This window comes from Pseudarthrobacter sp. L1SW, from assembly GCF_020809045.1.
Lineage (GTDB): Bacteria > Actinomycetota > Actinomycetes > Actinomycetales > Micrococcaceae > Arthrobacter.
This window is the reverse complement of the sequence record NZ_CP078079.1, coordinates 2,176,741-2,192,205: the sequence shown is the minus strand read 5'-3', so window position 1 is coordinate 2,192,205 and position 15,465 is coordinate 2,176,741. Positions and strand designations below refer to the sequence as shown.

Here is a 15,465-nt window from a genome sequence, read left to right as displayed (position 1 = left end):
CCCGTGTCAGATGCCCAGCAGATCACCCTTCTCGTCGATGGCGAAGAGACCAAGGTGACTACCGGGACAACCGGTGCGGAACTCTTCTTTGAGCGCCGTGATGTTGTAGTAGCCCGCGTCAACGGCGAGCTGAAGGACCTGGACCAGGAACTGCCCGAGGGCGCCGACGTCGAGGGCGTCACCATCGATTCCCCCGACGGGCTGAACGTCCTCCGTCACTCCACCGCCCACGTCATGGCGCAGGCCGTCCAGCAGCTGCGCCCGGACGCCAAGCTGGGCATCGGTCCGTACATCACCGACGGTTTCTACTTCGATTTCGATGTTGCCGAACCGTTCACTCCCGAGGACCTCAAAACCCTCGAAAAGATGATGCAGAAGATCATCAACCAGAACCAGAAGTTCGTCCGCCGCGTGGTCTCCGAGGACCAGGCCCGTGAAGCGATGAAGAACGAGCCCTACAAGCTTGAACTCCTGGGCAAGAAAAACGAGGCCGCGGAAGCCGGCGAAGGCGTCAACGTCGAAGTCGGCGCCGGTGACATCACCATCTACGACAACGTTGAGCGGAAGGAAGGGACCACCGTCTGGTGTGATCTCTGCCGCGGCCCGCACCTGCCCAACACCAAGCTGATCTCCAACGCCTTCGCCCTCACCCGCTCGTCCTCCGCCTACTGGCTGGGCAACCAGAAGAACCAGCAGCTCCAGCGGATATACGGCACGGCCTGGCCCACCAAGGACGCACTCAAGGCCTACCAGGAGCGCATCGCCGAGGCCGAACGCCGCGACCACCGCAAACTCGGCTCCGAACTTGACTTGTTCTCCTTCCCGGACGAACTCGGCTCGGGCCTTCCCGTCTTCCACCCCAAGGGCGGCATCATCCGCAAGGAGATGGAGGACTACTCCCGCCAGCGGCATGTCGAGGCCGGCTACGAGTTCGTCTACACGCCGCACATCACCAAGGGCCACCTGTACGAGGTCTCCGGCCACCTGGACTGGTACAAGGACGGCATGTTCCCGGCCATGCACGTGGACGCCGAACTCAACGAGGACGGTACCGTCCGCAAACCCGGCCAGGACTACTACCTCAAGCCGATGAACTGCCCCATGCACAACCTGATCTTCCGGGCGCGCGGACGCTCGTACCGTGAGCTGCCCTTGCGGCTGTTCGAATTCGGGTCCGTGTACCGGTACGAGAAGTCCGGCGTGGTGCACGGCCTGACCCGGGTCCGGGGCATGACACAGGACGACGCCCACATCTACTGCACCCGCGAGCAGATGAAGGACGAGCTCACCAAAACACTGAACTTCGTCCTTGGCCTCCTCAAGGACTACGGTCTGAACGACTTCTACCTGGAACTCTCCACCAAGGATCCTGAGAAGTACGTTGGCGAGGATGCCGCCTGGGAAGAGGCCACGCGGACACTTTCGGAAGTGGCCCAGGAATCCGGGCTTGAGCTTGTCCCCGATCCGGGCGGAGCCGCGTTCTACGGCCCTAAGATCTCCGTGCAGGCTAAGGACGCCCTGGGCCGCACCTGGCAGATGTCCACCATCCAGCTGGACTTCAACCTGCCGGAGCGGTTCGAACTCGAATTCCAGGCCGCAGACGGCACCCGCCAGCGGCCCGTCATGATCCACCGGGCATTGTTCGGATCGATCGAGCGCTTCATGGGCGTGCTCACCGAGCATTACGCCGGCGCCTTCCCCGCGTGGCTGGCCCCCGTGCAGGTGGTGGGCATCCCGGTTGCCGAAACGTTCAACGAGTACATGTTCGACGTCGTCGACCAGCTCAAGGCTGCGGGCATCCGTGCCGAGGTGGACACCTCCTCGGACCGGTTCCCGAAGAAGATCCGCACCGCCAGCAAGGACAAGATCCCGTTCGTGCTGATCGCCGGCGGGGATGACGCAGAGGCCGGCGCGGTCTCGTTCCGCTTCCGCGACGGAAGCCAGGACAACGGCGTGCCCGTGGCAGAGGCAGTCAAGCGGATCACCGAAGCCGTCCGTAACCGGACCAGCTAGCGGAAACGGAACAGCACCGTGCAGGAGAACACAGGCGCAGGGTATCCAGGCGATGCCGGCGTTACCGACGACTTTGACCTCGCCGGTGTCCCGGACGCCTTCCAGCGCCTGTGGACTCCGCACCGCATGGCCTATATCAAGGGCGGGCAGCACCAGTTCAAGAACGAAAATGACTGCCCCTTCTGCGTAGGACCCGGACGGACTGACGAGGAAGCCCTCATCGTCCACCGCGGAAAGACCTGCTACGTGGTGCTGAACCTCTTTCCCTACAATCCCGGGCACCTCCTGGTCTGCCCGTACCGCCACATACCCGACTACACGGACCTGACCCTCGATGAGACCGCCGAGTTCGCGGAGCTCACGCAGACAGCCATGCGGGTCCTGCGGAAAGTGGCCAACCCGGGCGGCTTCAACCTCGGCATGAACCAGGGCGTGGTGGGCGGTGCCGGGATCGCGGCGCACCTGCACCAGCACATCGTTCCCCGCTGGGGCGGTGACGGAAACTTCTTCCCGATCATCGCCCAGACCAAGGCCATCACGCAGACCCTGGACGAGGTCCGCCAGCAGGTGGCCGACGCCTGGCCAGGGGAGACGGATGCTGAATAGGCACGCCCGCGGCTTTTTCACCGCGCTGTTCACCCCGCTTGCCCGCTGGCTCCTCAAGATCGGTGTTTCACCGGATGCAGTAACGGTCATCGGCACCGCCGGCGTCGTAGTGGGAGCCCTGGTCTTTTATCCGCTCGGCCAGCTTTGGTGGGGAACCCTGTTCATCACCGCGTTTATCTTCTCCGACGTCCTGGACGGCATCATGGCCAGGATGCGGGAGGTAGGCAGCCGGTGGGGCAACTTCCTCGACTCCACGCTTGACCGGATCGCGGACGGCGCCCTGTTCGCCGGACTGGCCGTCTGGTTTTTCACCGGCGGGGCGAACATTCCCATCGCGGTGGCAGCCATGGTCTGCCTGGTCCTGGGCATGGTGGTGTCGTATGCCCGGGCCAAGGCCGAATCGCTGGGCTTTACGGCCAACACCGGCATCGCGGAACGGGCAGAACGCCTGGTCTCGGTGCTGGTTGTTACCGGTTTCACCGGGCTGGGCCTCCCGGAGGTGGTGCTGCTGGTGACGCTTCTGCTGCTTGCCGTGGCCAGCTTCATCACGGTGGTCCAGCGCGTGCTGTCCGTCCGCCGCCAGTCCCTCGCAGAGCCGTCGCCTGCTGATTAACGCGAATTAAGCCCGCTGGCCGCGGTGAGACTAGTATTAGGACTGCCCGGTCAATGGATCCGGCAACCCGGTGCGTGTACATCGGCATCTCCGTGCCGCCCTGCACCCCGGCGAAGGTCATCTATCTACCCATAGGGGTTTTTGTGTCTACACCTGATGTAAGCAGCGAAGCCGGTTCGTCCGCGAACAGCGTCACGGGCAGCAACCGCGTCAAGCGCGGCATGGCTGAGATGCTCAAGGGCGGCGTCATCATGGACGTCGTCAACGTCGAACAGGCCCGCATCGCCGAAGACGCCGGTGCCGTTGCTGTGATGGCGCTGGAACGCGTTCCGGCCGATATCCGCGCCCAGGGCGGCGTGTCCCGCATGTCGGATCCGGACATGATCGACCAGATCATCGACGCCGTATCCATCCCCGTCATGGCGAAGGCCCGGATCGGCCACTTCGTGGAGGCGCAGGTCCTGCAGTCCCTCGGCGTGGACTACATCGACGAGTCCGAGGTCCTCACCCCGGCCGACTACGTCAACCACATCGACAAGTGGAAGTTCAAGGTCCCCTTCGTCTGCGGTGCGACAAACCTTGGTGAGGCGCTGCGCCGCATCAACGAGGGTGCGGCGATGATCCGCTCCAAGGGCGAGGCCGGCACCGGCGACGTCTCCAACGCCACCGGCCACATGCGCCAGATCCGCGCCGAAATCGCCAAGCTCGCCGCCCTGCCCGAGGATGAGCTGTACGTCGCGGCCAAGGAGCTCCAGGCACCGTACGAGCTGGTCAAGGAAGTTGCCGCTGCCGGCAAGCTTCCCGTGGTCCTGTTCACCGCCGGCGGCATCGCCACCCCGGCCGACGCCGCCATGATGATGCAGCTCGGCGCCGACGGCGTGTTTGTCGGCTCCGGCATCTTCAAGTCCGGCAACCCCGCCCAGCGCGCCGCCGCCGTCGTGAAGGCCACCACCTTCTTCGACGACCCCGACGTCATCGCCAAGGCCTCCCGCGGCCTGGGCGAAGCCATGGTGGGTATCAACGTTGACGAGATCCCCCAGCCGCACCGCCTCGCCGAGCGCGGCTGGTAATTTTTCTGGTTCGCGCCTGGCGGCGCTGATCCTCTGCGCGCTATTCCCCGCGTCCCGCTAAGGCCGCTTCGCGGCGAGCCGGGACGCGGGGCCCCTCTTACGCACGCTGCCGGACCGCGCCGCCCGTCGCCTTGCTGCGTGTTGTAACTGACGACGCCGGTTCCTCACCTTTCTCTGGTGGGGGACCGGCGTCGTCCATTTAACCCAACTGAGTAGCGCTAAGTGTCGTTTTGAGGGCTCAGAACGACACTTGGCGCTACCCAGTTGGGAGCCGGTACGTTACTCGAGGCCGCGGCGCTTGAGGAGGGGCTCGAGCCGGGCGTCGCGGCCGCGGAGGGTGCGGAAGGATTCCAGCGGGTCACGGCTGTTTCCCCGTGACAGCAGCTCCTCGCGGAAACGCTGGCCGTTGGCGCGGGTGAGGCCGCCGTTTTCGGTGAACCAGTCGACGGTCTCGGCGTCCAGGACCTCGCTCCAGATGTACGAGTAGTAGCCCGCCGCGTACCCTGCGCCTGCGAAGACGTGCTGGAAGTAGCCCGTCCGGTAGCGCGGCGGAATCAAGGCGTGGGCGATGCCGGCGGCAGCGAGCGCCTTGTCCTCGAAAGCCGCGGCGTCGTCGGGAACATCGCCGGCCGCGAGGACATGCCAGGCCAGGTCCAATAAGGCAGCGCCCAAGTACTCGGTGGTGGCGAAGCCTTCGCCCCACAGCCGGGATTCGTTCAGCTTTTCAACGACACCTGCCGGAAGGGGTTCGCCGGTGGCGTGGTGGCGGGCATAGTTGGCCAGTACCGCGGGCCACATGATCCACATCTCGTTGACCTGGGACGGGTATTCCACAAAGTCGCGGGGCACCGCCGTGCCGGAAAAGCGCGGGTACGTAACGTTGGAAAAGAGCCCGTGCAGGGCATGGCCAAATTCGTGGAACGTGGTCCGCAGCTCATCCAGGGTCAGCAGGGTCGGTTCGCCTGCCGGCGGCTTGGAGATGTTCAGGTTGTTGATGACAACCGGCCTGGTTCCCAGCAGTCCCGCCTGCTCAACCAGTGAATTCATCCAGGCGCCGCCACGCTTGGACTCGCGTGTGTAGTAGTCACCCAGGAACAGCCCCAGTCCCTCCCCGTCCTCGCCGCGGACCTCCCACACGCGCACATCGGGGTGGTAGCCGGACAGGTCCTTCCGCTCGTGGAAGGTAATGCCGTACAGGGATGTGGCGGCGAAGAAGACCCCGTCGGCCAGGACCCGGTCAAGTTCAAAATAGGGTCGCAGCTCCTGTTCGTCCACCGCGTACTTCTCGCGGCGGACCCTGGCCGAGTAGAAGGCCCAGTCCCAGGCCTCCAGCGGATGGCCAGCAGCCTCGGCCAGCGCCGCCGCCTCTGCGTCTGCGTTCCGCACTGCTGCCGGCGCCATGCGGCTAAGCATGGACTGGACAGATTCGAAGTCCGGAGCAGTCTGGCGGTCCACCACCAGCTCGGCGTAATTGGCAAAGCCGAGCAGCGACGCCTTCTCGGCGCGAAGTCCTGCCATGGAGGTGGCGAGTCCGAGCACGTCAAGGCTGCCGCCGCTGCTGCCCCGGGCTACGGAGGCTTCGAAGAGCCGACGGCGGATGTCGCGGTTTTCGAGGGCGGCCAGGGCTGGCTGGTTGCTGGGCTGGATCAGCGTCAGCAGGAACTTCCCTTCATGACCGGCCGCGCGGGCAGCCTCCGCGGCGCTGGCAATGTCATCAGCCGGCAGGCCCGCGAGGTCGCCGGCGTGGTCCAGCAGGAGGGCCGCAGACTTCATGCCTTCCTTGACCCGCTGGCCGAACTCCGTGCCCAGCCGTGAGAGTTCGGCATTGATGGCGCGGAGCCTGTCCTGGCCCGGGCCGTCAAGCTGGATGCCGGACTGCCGGAACTCCTTGAGGTACTCCTCCACGAGGCGCACGGACTCGGCGTCGCACCCCGCAGTGTCAATCGCGGCGAAACGCTCAAACAATGCCCGGTTCAGGTACACCTCGTCCTGGTGTGCGGAGAAGAGTGGGGAGAGTTTCGTCTCGAGGTCCCGAATCACGTCAGAGGCATCGGCTGAGACAAGTGTGAAAAAGGAGGCTGCCGCCCTCTCCAGCAGCCGGCCGGAGCGCTCCATCGCCAGGGCCGTGTTCTCGAAGGTGGCGGGATCGGGGTTGTCCACGATGGCCTGGATTTCGGCCAGGTGCCCGGCGAGGCCCGCTTCGATGGCTTCCTGGTAATGGGCGGGTTGGATCTCGGCGAAAGGCGGGAGTCCGTACGGCAGGGGACTCGGCGCCAGGAGGGGGTTGGTCATGAACTAAAACCTTTCACAGCAGGCCACGCTTCTCAATGTGCGCCACGCCACGCCCCCATCCCTAGAATGGCAACTATGGGGACCATGTCCGGCAGGGGGCCGGTGCGTATCCGCGCCTGCGCTTCGGCCTTGGCGGTTGCACTGTTACTGTTCGGCGCCGTGGCGGGCTGCGGCCTGGTGGCGGAGCAGGACGGATCCACGGCCCGGCCAGGAAGCTCCGCTTCAACCGGGGCGCTTCCTGGCACGGGCGGCGACAGCAGCTCGGTCCCTGCAGCCGCCGCAACTTCAACTCCGCAGCCCACGCCAACGCCCACCCCCACCCCCGGGAAGGGGCCGGCCTGCCCCGTGCTCCGCTGCACGTCCGTCCTGGTCACCGGCGACATGCTGGTTCACGCGCAGCTGTGGCAGCAGGCACAGCAGGACGCGGCGGCCGCGGGCAAGCCGGGGATGGACTTCGTTCCGCTCCTGGAAGGCCAGCGCAGGTACATCAACAACAGCGACCTTGCCATCTGCCACCTGGAAACCCCCGTGGCCGGTCCGGACGGCCCGTTCTCGGCCTATCCCTCCTTCAACGTTCCGCCGCAGATCATCACCGCCGCAAAGGTGGTGGGATACCAGGCCTGCACCACGGGCAGCAACCACACGATCGACCGCGGTACTGATGGACTGCTGCGCACCCTGGACACGCTGGACGCCGCCGGCCTCAAGCACACGGGGTCCTACCGGACAGAAACCGAGTCCCAGGGGATCCTCGTCATGCAGACTGCGGCCGCGAAGATCGCCGTCGTCCAGGCAACCTACGGGCTGAACGGCTTGGTTCCGGACCACCCTTGGCAGGTGGACACGCTGGACGCGCCCGCCATGATCGCCAAGGCGGAGAAAGCGCGGGCGGAGGGAGCGGACATCGTGCTGGCGGCCATGCACGCGGGGGACGAATACTCCAGCGAGCCCAACGCCCAGCAGCAAGAGGTGGCGCACGCCCTGGCGGACAGCGGCCAGTTCAACCTGGTCTATGGGCACCACGCGCATGCCGTGCAGCCGATCGAAAACTACAAGGGCACCTGGATCGCCTACGGGCTGGGCAACGGCATCACGGAACTTTCCCCGTGGTACGTGGTCAACAATGAGGGCCTGCTCGTTCGGGTGCAGTTCGGCCAGGAGGCGTCCGGCAGGTGGTCCACCACGGACCTGGCGTGGGCCCCATCGGTGATGGTCCGTGATCCCTACCGCTGGTGTTCAGTGGCCGCGGATGCGCCGAAGGGCCCCTGCGCCGGGCCGGAAGCCGACGCCGCCACCAGGCAGCGGACACTTGGCGTCGTGGAGTCAAGGGGCGCTGCGGCCGGTGGCGCGCATGAACTGCTCATCACGAAGGAACGGTGACAGATGGCAGACATGGAACGACGGCAGAAGCGCCAGGCAGTCCTGGGCGTACCCTTCCGGCTGATAGGCCCTCTGGCGATCGGCGCCCTCACTGTCGCTTTTGGGGCACTGTGGCTCCTGATGCGGCCGCAAGGGGAGCCAGTGGTACGCCACCTCGGTCAACTTTCGGGCGGAGAGTCAATCCTGCTGATGTCCCTCGCCCTCGTCCTCATCAGCACCCTCCCGCAGGTCGAGCAGATTTTCGGCGGTATTGATTACGCCGCCATCTGGCACCGCCGCCTCGCCATTACTGGGACACTGCTATTGCTGCCGCATGTGGAACTTGCCTCCAATCCGCAGGCAACCGACCTGGGCAAGGCGATGGCGGTGCCCGGCGCTGTGGGGCTGGCGGCTTTGGTGGCGTGGGCCATGCTGCCGAGGTGGCGTACCCTTCTTCCGGCTGCCATGCATGGTCCGGTACTTCATCTACGTGATTCCTGGCCGGTGAAAATGGTCACCCGTGTCCTCGGCGGCTACGAACGATGGCGGGGATTCCACCGGTTGACCGGCCTATTTGTTGCCGCAGGCTTCTTCCACGGACTCCTGGATGCCACCATCTTCGATTCCGAACCGGTGCTGCGCTGGACTTACGTGGTGGTTGGCGGCGTGGGGCTGGGGTTCTACGCCTACCGGGAGCTGGTGGCACGGTACTTCCTGCCGCATCACGACTACCAAGTGGACGAGGTCCGGACCGTAGCACCAGGACTGGTGGACGTGCATCTCAAGCCCCTGGGGAAGCAGCTGGATTTCAGGGCGGGCCAGTTTGCCATGATCTACCTGGAGACAAAGGAGGGCTGGCAGCGGCATCCGTTCTCCATCTCGGGATCACCGGCGGACCAAGGCATCCGCATCACAGTGAAAGCACTCGGTGACCACACCGCCAAGCTTCCCGATCTGGTGGAGCCGGGCATGCCCGCAGTGGTCAGCGGGCCTTACGGCGGGTTCGACCGGCTGGCCGGCACGCCGCGCCAGGTGTGGATTGCTGCCGGCGTGGGCATCACGCCATTCCTCAGCTGGCTTCGCTCCCTCGACGGGGAACTCCAGGAAACGGTCCACCTCTTCGTCACATCGGCTGGCCGGTCGCCGTTTACTGACGAGATCGAAACCATCGCCGCACAGCAACCAGGACTGACCGTCCATCTCATCGACACCCAGGCAGGCAGCCGCCTGACTCCGCAGCAGGTGCTGGACACCGCGGGCGGCGACCCGGCCGGCGTATCGGTCTTCATGGGCGGCCCGGACCGGATGCTCCGCCAATTCCGGCGGGCGTTCCGGGCCGCAGGCGTGCGTGCCGCCAACATCCACCGCGAGTACTTCCACTGGCGTTGAGGGCACCGGGCCGCGGTTCGGCGTGAACGCCGGTGCGCTTAGCGCGGCCGCCGCGCCGCGTGTTCCCTGGCGAGTTCCGCGTAGTGGTCGTCAGGGTGGCCCGGGACGAACGTGCCGAACTTGCGTTCAGCGGCGGTTCGAATCAGGAAGTCCGCGATGGCAGGGTTTTTGGGCAGCAGGGACCCGTGCAGGTAGCTGGCCACGATGTTGCGGTAGCGGGCGCCCTCGTGGCCGTCATTGCTGTTGTTTCCGGTGCCCTTGGCCACGGTGCCCAACGGACGGACTCCGCTGCCCAGCGTGGTCTGCCCGCTGTGGTTTTCGTAGCCCAGCACTTCGCCGAACTCCGGCGTGGACACCTTGACGTTGCCGATCAGGCGCTCGTCCGTGCCGTGGGTTTCCACGTCCAGGACGCCGATGCCGGGAATCACGGCTCCGGTCCGGGTCTTGAAGAACTTGCCGAAAAGCTGGTAGAGCCCGCAGATCACCAGCATCGGTGCACCGTCCTCAGCCAGGTCCTTCAGCATTCCGGCCCGCGCCTGCAGGTCGTCCTGGATGACCAGCTGGCCGCTGTCCTGCCCGCCGCCGCCAACGATGATATCCACGCCGTCCGGGAAGGGGTCACCCACGTTGTACTCGACCAGCTCCGGAGTGTAGCCGTGCCAGCTGATCCGGCGCTTGAGGACCAGGGCGTTGCCCCAGTCGCCGTAGATGTTCATGTCCCGCGGGTAGAGCTGCACCACGCGGATGGTGCCTTTGCTGTCAGGGTTCTCCCGTGCGTGATCCGCGTCTGCCTGGCTCAAGAGACAACCTCCACAGTGGTGATTTTGGACAGTTCACGGCGGATGGCAAGCATGGCGGTGTACGTGCAGAAGATACGCTTGGGCTTTCCCTGGGCTTCCCGGATGAAGGCGGAGAGGGCCGGCGCGATGTCCGTCTGCACACTGCCGATGGGGACCTCGTCATACTGCAGCCGGAGGGCCATGTCATAGGCCCGGGACCCGGTCAGCTGGTCCACGCCGCCTTCGCGCAGGGAATCGAATTCCACGTCCCACAGCCAGGACATGTCCCGGCCGTCGGCATAGTTGTCGTTGATGGCGATCATGGTGGCGTAGCCGCCGGCGGGGAAGGACTTCAGGCCGAGCCGGAACCCGCTCGGGTTCTTGACCAGGACCAGGTCCAGGGGCTGGCCGTCCACGGTCAGGCTTTCCCCGCGTCCGAACGCCGGTGCCACGTGGGACAGCGCCTCCAGCAGGGTTTCGTGGTTGGCGGCGGCGGCGCCGCTGCCGCAGATGCTCCGCGCCAGCGCCAGCGCAGCGGCCGCGTTAAAGATGTTGTAGACACCCCGAAGCTTCATGCCCGTGGTGACGGTGACGCCGTCGTACTCGAATTCGGCCGTGTCCGTGCCCACTTTGCGGAGTACGACGTCGGCAGCAGGCTTCTCCGGCAGGCCCGCCGGAGCGGGACTTCCGGGAGCAGCGCGCATGTCATCGTCGTTTGGGAAGGTGCTCAGGAGCGAATCGTCCAGCCCGAAATACTTGACGTCCTGGCCGGTGAGGGTCTCCGCGATCCGGGCAACCCTGGGGTCCTCCCGGTTGAGCACTACGGTTCCGGTGGTCTTGGCGGCGATGTGCTGCAGCAGCTGGGCGGTCTTGTCGATCTCGCCGAAGCGGTCCAGCTGGTCCCGGAGGACGTTCAGCAGGAGGCAGTAGCGGGGCGGCACGCTGTTCACGAAGTGCACGGCGTGGGCTTCATCCAGTTCCAGGACCGCGACGTCGGCGTCGAGCCGGCCGCGCCAGTCCACCTCGCCCAGCAGGGCTGCGGCCACACCGCGGGTGAAGTTGCTGCCCGTGCGGTTGGTGAAGACCTTCAGGCCCTGGCTTTCCAGCAGCTCAACCACCATTTTGGTGGTGGTTGTCTTGCCGTTGGTGCCGCTGACAACGGCGACGCCGTGGGGGAGCGTGGTGAGCGTCCGCCGCATGAAGCCGGGGTCGATTTTTTCAACCACCAGCCCGGGCAGGGCGGACCCGCCGCCCCGGAGCCGGGACACGCGGCGGACCAGCTTGCCGAGCGGAACACTGAAGGAGAGCATGTTTTGAATATATCCCAGCAACGGCATGCGACCTCCCGCCCGGGCCCGCCGTGAGGCAGGCGGAACGGCGCGGGCGCTTATGCTGGTTGGATGGCAAATTCCCTTTCAGCTGATCCTGCGTGCCCGGGCGCCGGCCTTCGAATCGGTGTGCTGGCGCTCCAGGGCGACTTCCGCGAGCACCTCCGCGCGATCGAACTGACGGGCGCCCAGGCCGTTGGCATCCGCCGCCCGGAGGAGTTGGACGGGCTGGACGGGCTGGTCATTCCGGGCGGTGAATCCACCGCCATCGACAAGCTGGCCCGTGCCTTCGACCTGGCGGAGCCGCTCAAGGAACGGATCGCCGGGGGCCTGCCTGTCTACGGCTCCTGCGCCGGCATGATCCTGCTGGCCTCCGACATCGCCGATCCCGCCACGGACCTGGCCGGGGCTCCGCAGCAGACCTTCGGCGGCCTGGACATCACCGTCCGCCGCAACGCCTTCGGCCGGCAGCGGGAGTCCTTCGAGACGGACCTTGAGTTCAAGGGACTGGAGTTCAGCGCAACGGAAGACGGCGTGCCGCCCGTCCATGCCGTGTTCATCCGGGGGCCCTGGGTGGAGAGGGTGGGCCCCGGCGTCGAAATCCTTGCCCAGGTTGAGCCGGCCGACCCGGAACACGCGTCCCACGCGGTCCCGCTGCCCGGGACGGCTAGAATTGTTGCAGTGCGTTCCGGCCAGTTGCTGGCCACCTCCTTCCACCCGGAAGTGACTGGCGAGAAACGCGTACACGAACTTTTTATCCGCATGATCAGAGGAGAAGCGTAAAAGCATGTCAGGCCACTCCAAATGGGCAACGACCAAGCACAAGAAGGCCATCCTCGATAGCCGCCGCGCCAAGTCGTTTGCCAAGCTGATCAAGAACATTGAAGTTGCTGCACGCATGGGCGGGCCGGACCTTTCCGGCAACCCGGGCCTGGAACTCGCCGTCACCAAAGCCAAGAAGACGTCTGTCCCGGCAGACAACATCGACCGCGCCATCAAGCGCGGCGCCGGGCTCACCGGTGAAGTAGTGGACTACACCGAGATCATGTACGAATGCCGCGGGCCGCAGGGTTCCGCCCTGCTGATCGAATGCCTCACGGACAACAAGAACCGTGCCGCCTCCGAGGTCCGCCTCGCCATCTCCCGCAACGGCGGCACCATCGCCGATCCCGGCTCCGTGAGCTACCTGTTCAGCCGCAAGGGCGTGGTCACCCTCCCTAAGAAGGACCTGACCGAGGACGACGTCCTGATGGCGGTCCTGGACGCCGGGGCCGAGGAAGTCAAGGACAACGGCGAAACCTTCGAGATCCATTCGGACCCCAAGGACCTCCAGGCCGTCCGTGATGCCCTGAAGGAGGCCGGCATCGAGTACGACACCGATGAGGCTGAGTTCGTTCCGTCCATGGAAGTTCCGCTGGACCTGGAAGCTGCCAGGAAGTTCATGAAGCTTGTTGACGCGCTGGAGGACCTCGACGACGTCCAGAACGTCTACAGCAACGCCGACCTCAGCGACGACGTCCAGGCCGCCCTGGAATCTGAGTGACCTTCCGCCCGCCCGCCGCACCCTTCCACCCGTGACGCTGCGCGTCCTCGGGGTGGACCCGGGCCTGACACGCTGCGGGATCGGCGTGGTGGACGTGGAACGGAACCGGCGGGCCACCATGGTTGCCGTGGGGGTGGTGGGCACCTCGCCCGACGAAACCCTCGACCAGCGGCTCCTGGTCATCGCCTCCTCGATCGACGAGTGGCTGGACCGCTACGAACCCGCGGTCCTCGCCGTCGAGCGCGTCTTCTCCCAACTGAACGTCAGCACGGTGATGGGCGTGGCCCAGGCATCCGGCGTGGTGATCGCCGCCGCCGCCCGGCGCGGGATCCCGGTGGCGCTGCATACGCCGTCGGAGGTCAAGGCGGCGGTTACCGGCAGCGGTTCCTCCAACAAGGATGCCGTGACCAAGCTGGTCACCAAGATCCTGCGCCTGGATGCGCCGCCACGGCCTGCCGATGCTGCCGACGCACTGGCGCTGGCCATCACCCACGCCTGGCGGGCCGGCAGTGGGGCAGCCGTGGCGACCACCGGGCCCGGCAGTTCATCCCTGACTCCCGCCCAGCGGGCCTGGGCGGAGGCAGAAGCGAAGGCGCGCCGCGCACGCTGATTGTCCTGGCACCTTGCTAAGGTATTCGTAGATATGTTCGGATAGCCGGTCCTGCTCCCTCCCGGGTGGCAACCCCGGCAAAACACCAGGAGCCCGGCCTTGATCAGTTTCCTACGCGGGACGGTAGCGCACGTGGGTCTCTCCACGGCTGTCATTGACCTCAACGGTGCGGGCATGAGCGTCAACGCCACCCCCCAGACCCTGAGCCGGCTGCGCACGGGGGAAGAGGGCCAGCTCTTCACCTCGCTGATTGTGCGGGAGGATTCGCTCACCCTCTTCGGTTTCGCGTCCGACGACGAGCGTGAAGTTTTCGATGTCCTCCTCAGCGTGAGCGGGGTCGGCCCCCGGCTGGCCCTGGCTGTCCTGGCGGTGCACGAGCCGGAGGCCATCCGGGTGGCCGCCCACACCGGGGACAGCAAGACCTTCACCAAGGTGCCCGGCATTGGTCCCAAAGTGGCCGGGCGGATCGTGCTCGAACTTGCGGGCAAACTGGTGCCGCACGGTACGGCAGGCACTGCCGGTGCGCCTACAGCTGCAGAAGCCGCCTGGAAGCCGCAGGTGGTGGCGGCCATGACCAGCCTGGGCTGGTCTGAAAAGGACGCGTCGTCCAGCATCGACAAGGCCCTGGCGGATGACCCCGAGGTCTCCTTCCGCGGCAACGTGCCTGAGATCCTGCGGACCACGCTCCGCTGGCTGGGCCAGGACGGCGCCCGGGCCGGAAACCGCGTAGGCAGCCGTGGCTGAACCGTCACTGGTGGCCGCGGGGGAGGAGCCGGAGGAACGCGCCATCGAGGCGGCGCTCCGGCCCAAGAACCTGGACGACTTTGTTGGCCAGCACCGGGTCCGCAAGCAGTTGTCCCTGGTGCTCCAGGCATCCCGGATGCGCGGGCGCAGCGCGGACCATGTGCTCTTTTCCGGCCCGCCCGGACTCGGTAAGACAACCCTGGCCATGATCGTCGCGTCGGAAATGAGTGCGCCGCTGCGGATCAGCAGCGGTCCCGCCATCCAGCATGCCGGGGACCTCGCAGCCATCCTCTCCTCCCTCTCGGAGGGCGAGGTGCTGTTCCTGGATGAGATCCACCGGATGTCCCGGCCGGCCGAGGAAATGCTCTATATGGCCATGGAGGACTTCCGGGTGGACATCGTGGTGGGCAAGGGGGCGGGCGCAACCGCGATTCCGCTCGAACTGCCGCCCTTCACCCTGGTGGGCGCCACCACCCGGGCCGGCCTGCTGCCCGGGCCCCTTCGGGACCGGTTCGGGTTCACCGGCCACCTGGAGTTCTACTCCGTCCCGGAGCTCGAACTGGTGCTGCGCCGCTCTGCCGGCCTGCTGGACCTCAAGGTCAACTCCGCCGGTTTCAGCGAAATCGCGGGACGCTCCCGCGGCACCCCCCGTATCGCGAACCGGCTGCTGCGGCGTGTCCGGGACTGGGCCCTGGTGCACGGCATTGACCAGATTGACGCGCGGGCGGCATCCGCAGCCCTGGACATGTACGAGGTGGACAAGAAGGGCCTTGACAGGCTGGACCGCGCCGTCCTTGAAGCACTCATCACCAAGTTCGGCGGCGGTCCCGTGGGGCTGTCCACGCTGGCGATCGCCGTCGGCGAAGAAACCGAGACCGTGGAAACGGTGGCGGAGCCCTTCCTGGTGCGGGAAGGGCTCCTGGGCCGCACGCCCCGGGGCAGGATAGCCATGGCTCCCGCATGGACGCACCTCGGCTATGCCATCCCGTCGGGAGTCTTCGCGCAGGAGCAGCTGGACCTGTTCGAGCCGGCCGCGGACACGGAACCCGCGGGCGGCTGGGTCCCGGAGAACCAATAGGCAGGCTGCGTTCAGCTTTTCCCTTTAGACTGGTATGACGC

Annotated in this window: 14 protein-coding genes; 11 read left to right on the top strand and 3 right to left on the bottom strand. The window is 66.2% G+C overall.

The window, feature by feature from the left end; translation table 11 throughout:
- Window positions 1-3 precede the first annotated feature (3 nt).
- From thrS to pdxS, 4 genes are all read left to right on the top strand, one after another.
- Window positions 4-2,013 (top strand): threonine--tRNA ligase, encoded by a 2,010-nt coding sequence (thrS, locus tag KTR40_RS10015; RefSeq protein WP_139029337.1) that lies wholly within the window; start codon window positions 4-6, stop codon window positions 2,011-2,013.
- Window positions 2,014-2,031: 18 nt separating this feature from the next.
- Entirely contained in the window at window positions 2,032-2,619 is a 588-nt protein-coding gene (locus KTR40_RS10010; protein ID WP_139029336.1) for an HIT domain-containing protein, read from the top strand.
- Complete coding sequence (gene pgsA / locus KTR40_RS10005) at window positions 2,609-3,232, top strand: phosphatidylinositol phosphate synthase (protein ID WP_228403532.1); 624 nt, start codon at window positions 2,609-2,611, stop codon at window positions 3,230-3,232. Before KTR40_RS10010 ends, pgsA begins: the two co-directional genes overlap by 11 nt.
- Window positions 3,233-3,375: 143 nt before the next feature.
- The gene (gene pdxS, locus KTR40_RS10000) at window positions 3,376-4,302 is read left to right on the top strand and encodes a pyridoxal 5'-phosphate synthase lyase subunit PdxS (RefSeq protein WP_139029467.1); all 927 of its coding nucleotides are present in this window, start codon (window positions 3,376-3,378) and stop codon (window positions 4,300-4,302) included.
- Window positions 4,303-4,581: 279 nt separating this feature from the next.
- Here pdxS and KTR40_RS09995 read toward each other — a convergent pair whose 3' ends face one another.
- Complete coding sequence (locus KTR40_RS09995; RefSeq protein ID WP_228403531.1) at window positions 4,582-6,594, bottom strand: M3 family metallopeptidase; 2,013 nt, start codon at window positions 6,592-6,594, stop codon at window positions 4,582-4,584.
- A gap of 75 nt (window positions 6,595-6,669) precedes the next feature.
- Here KTR40_RS09995 and KTR40_RS09990 point away from each other — a divergent pair, with 75 nt between their 5' ends.
- Together KTR40_RS09990 and KTR40_RS09985 are read left to right on the top strand one after the other, a co-directional pair.
- A complete protein-coding gene (locus KTR40_RS09990) occupies window positions 6,670-7,974 on the top strand; it encodes a CapA family protein (RefSeq protein ID WP_228403530.1) in 1,305 nt (434 codons plus the stop codon).
- A 3-nt stretch (window positions 7,975-7,977) separates the two neighbouring features.
- Window positions 7,978-9,342 carry a hypothetical protein gene (locus KTR40_RS09985; RefSeq protein ID WP_139029331.1) on the top strand — a complete coding sequence of 455 codons (1,365 nt, stop codon included), beginning with the start codon at window positions 7,978-7,980 and terminating at the stop codon, window positions 9,340-9,342.
- A gap of 38 nt (window positions 9,343-9,380) precedes the next feature.
- Here KTR40_RS09985 and KTR40_RS09980 read toward each other — a convergent pair whose 3' ends face one another.
- Together KTR40_RS09980 and KTR40_RS09975 are read right to left on the bottom strand one after the other, a co-directional pair.
- Window positions 9,381-10,058, bottom strand: a complete 678-nt coding sequence (locus KTR40_RS09980) for a type 1 glutamine amidotransferase (RefSeq protein ID WP_240793687.1) — start codon at window positions 10,056-10,058, stop codon at window positions 9,381-9,383.
- Window positions 10,059-10,138: 80 nt separating this feature from the next.
- Window positions 10,139-11,431 (bottom strand): Mur ligase family protein, encoded by a 1,293-nt coding sequence (locus tag KTR40_RS09975; RefSeq protein ID WP_171058993.1) that lies wholly within the window; start codon window positions 11,429-11,431, stop codon window positions 10,139-10,141.
- 90 nt (window positions 11,432-11,521) lie between these two features.
- On the opposite strand from KTR40_RS09975, the gene pdxT reads away from it, so the two are divergent.
- The 5 genes from pdxT to ruvB all read left to right on the top strand — a co-directional run bounded on the left by pdxT (window position 11,522) and on the right by ruvB (window position 15,424).
- The gene (gene pdxT / locus KTR40_RS09970; protein ID WP_139029325.1) at window positions 11,522-12,232 is read left to right on the top strand and encodes a pyridoxal 5'-phosphate synthase glutaminase subunit PdxT; all 711 of its coding nucleotides are present in this window, start codon (window positions 11,522-11,524) and stop codon (window positions 12,230-12,232) included.
- A 4-nt stretch (window positions 12,233-12,236) separates the two neighbouring features.
- Entirely contained in the window at window positions 12,237-12,992 is a 756-nt protein-coding gene (locus tag KTR40_RS09965; RefSeq protein ID WP_139029324.1) for a YebC/PmpR family DNA-binding transcriptional regulator, read from the top strand.
- Between the two features lie 31 nt (window positions 12,993-13,023).
- Window positions 13,024-13,602, top strand: a complete 579-nt coding sequence (ruvC, locus tag KTR40_RS09960; protein ID WP_139029323.1) for a crossover junction endodeoxyribonuclease RuvC — start codon at window positions 13,024-13,026, stop codon at window positions 13,600-13,602.
- A 99-nt stretch (window positions 13,603-13,701) separates the two neighbouring features.
- Window positions 13,702-14,346: a Holliday junction branch migration protein RuvA gene (gene ruvA / locus KTR40_RS09955; protein ID WP_139029321.1), complete on the top strand. Its 645-nt coding sequence runs from the start codon at window positions 13,702-13,704 to the stop codon at window positions 14,344-14,346.
- Window positions 14,339-15,424, top strand: coding sequence for a Holliday junction branch migration DNA helicase RuvB (ruvB, locus tag KTR40_RS09950; RefSeq protein ID WP_228403529.1), 1,086 nt, complete (start codon window positions 14,339-14,341; stop codon window positions 15,422-15,424). Before ruvA ends, ruvB begins: the two co-directional genes overlap by 8 nt.
- Window positions 15,425-15,465: the final 41 nt, after the last annotated feature.

What these genes read in the sequence shown, in the direction of transcription:
- KTR40_RS09975 (WP_171058993.1), bottom strand. Translation starts at nt 11,431, where the DNA reads ATGCTCTCCTTCAGTGTTCCGCTCGGCAAGCTGGTCCGCCGCGTGTCC.
- pgsA (WP_228403532.1), top strand. Translation starts at nt 2,609, where the DNA reads ATGCTGAATAGGCACGCCCGCGGCTTTTTCACCGCGCTGTTCACCCCG.
- KTR40_RS09995 (WP_228403531.1), bottom strand. Translation starts at nt 6,594, where the DNA reads ATGACCAACCCCCTCCTGGCGCCGAGTCCCCTGCCGTACGGACTCCCG.
- KTR40_RS09985 (WP_139029331.1), top strand. Translation starts at nt 7,978, where the DNA reads ATGGCAGACATGGAACGACGGCAGAAGCGCCAGGCAGTCCTGGGCGTA.
- pdxT (WP_139029325.1), top strand. Translation starts at nt 11,522, where the DNA reads ATGGCAAATTCCCTTTCAGCTGATCCTGCGTGCCCGGGCGCCGGCCTT.
- KTR40_RS09965 (WP_139029324.1), top strand. Translation starts at nt 12,237, where the DNA reads ATGTCAGGCCACTCCAAATGGGCAACGACCAAGCACAAGAAGGCCATC.
- KTR40_RS09990 (WP_228403530.1), top strand. Translation starts at nt 6,670, where the DNA reads ATGGGGACCATGTCCGGCAGGGGGCCGGTGCGTATCCGCGCCTGCGCT.
- KTR40_RS09980 (WP_240793687.1), bottom strand. Translation starts at nt 10,058, where the DNA reads ATGAACATCTACGGCGACTGGGGCAACGCCCTGGTCCTCAAGCGCCGG.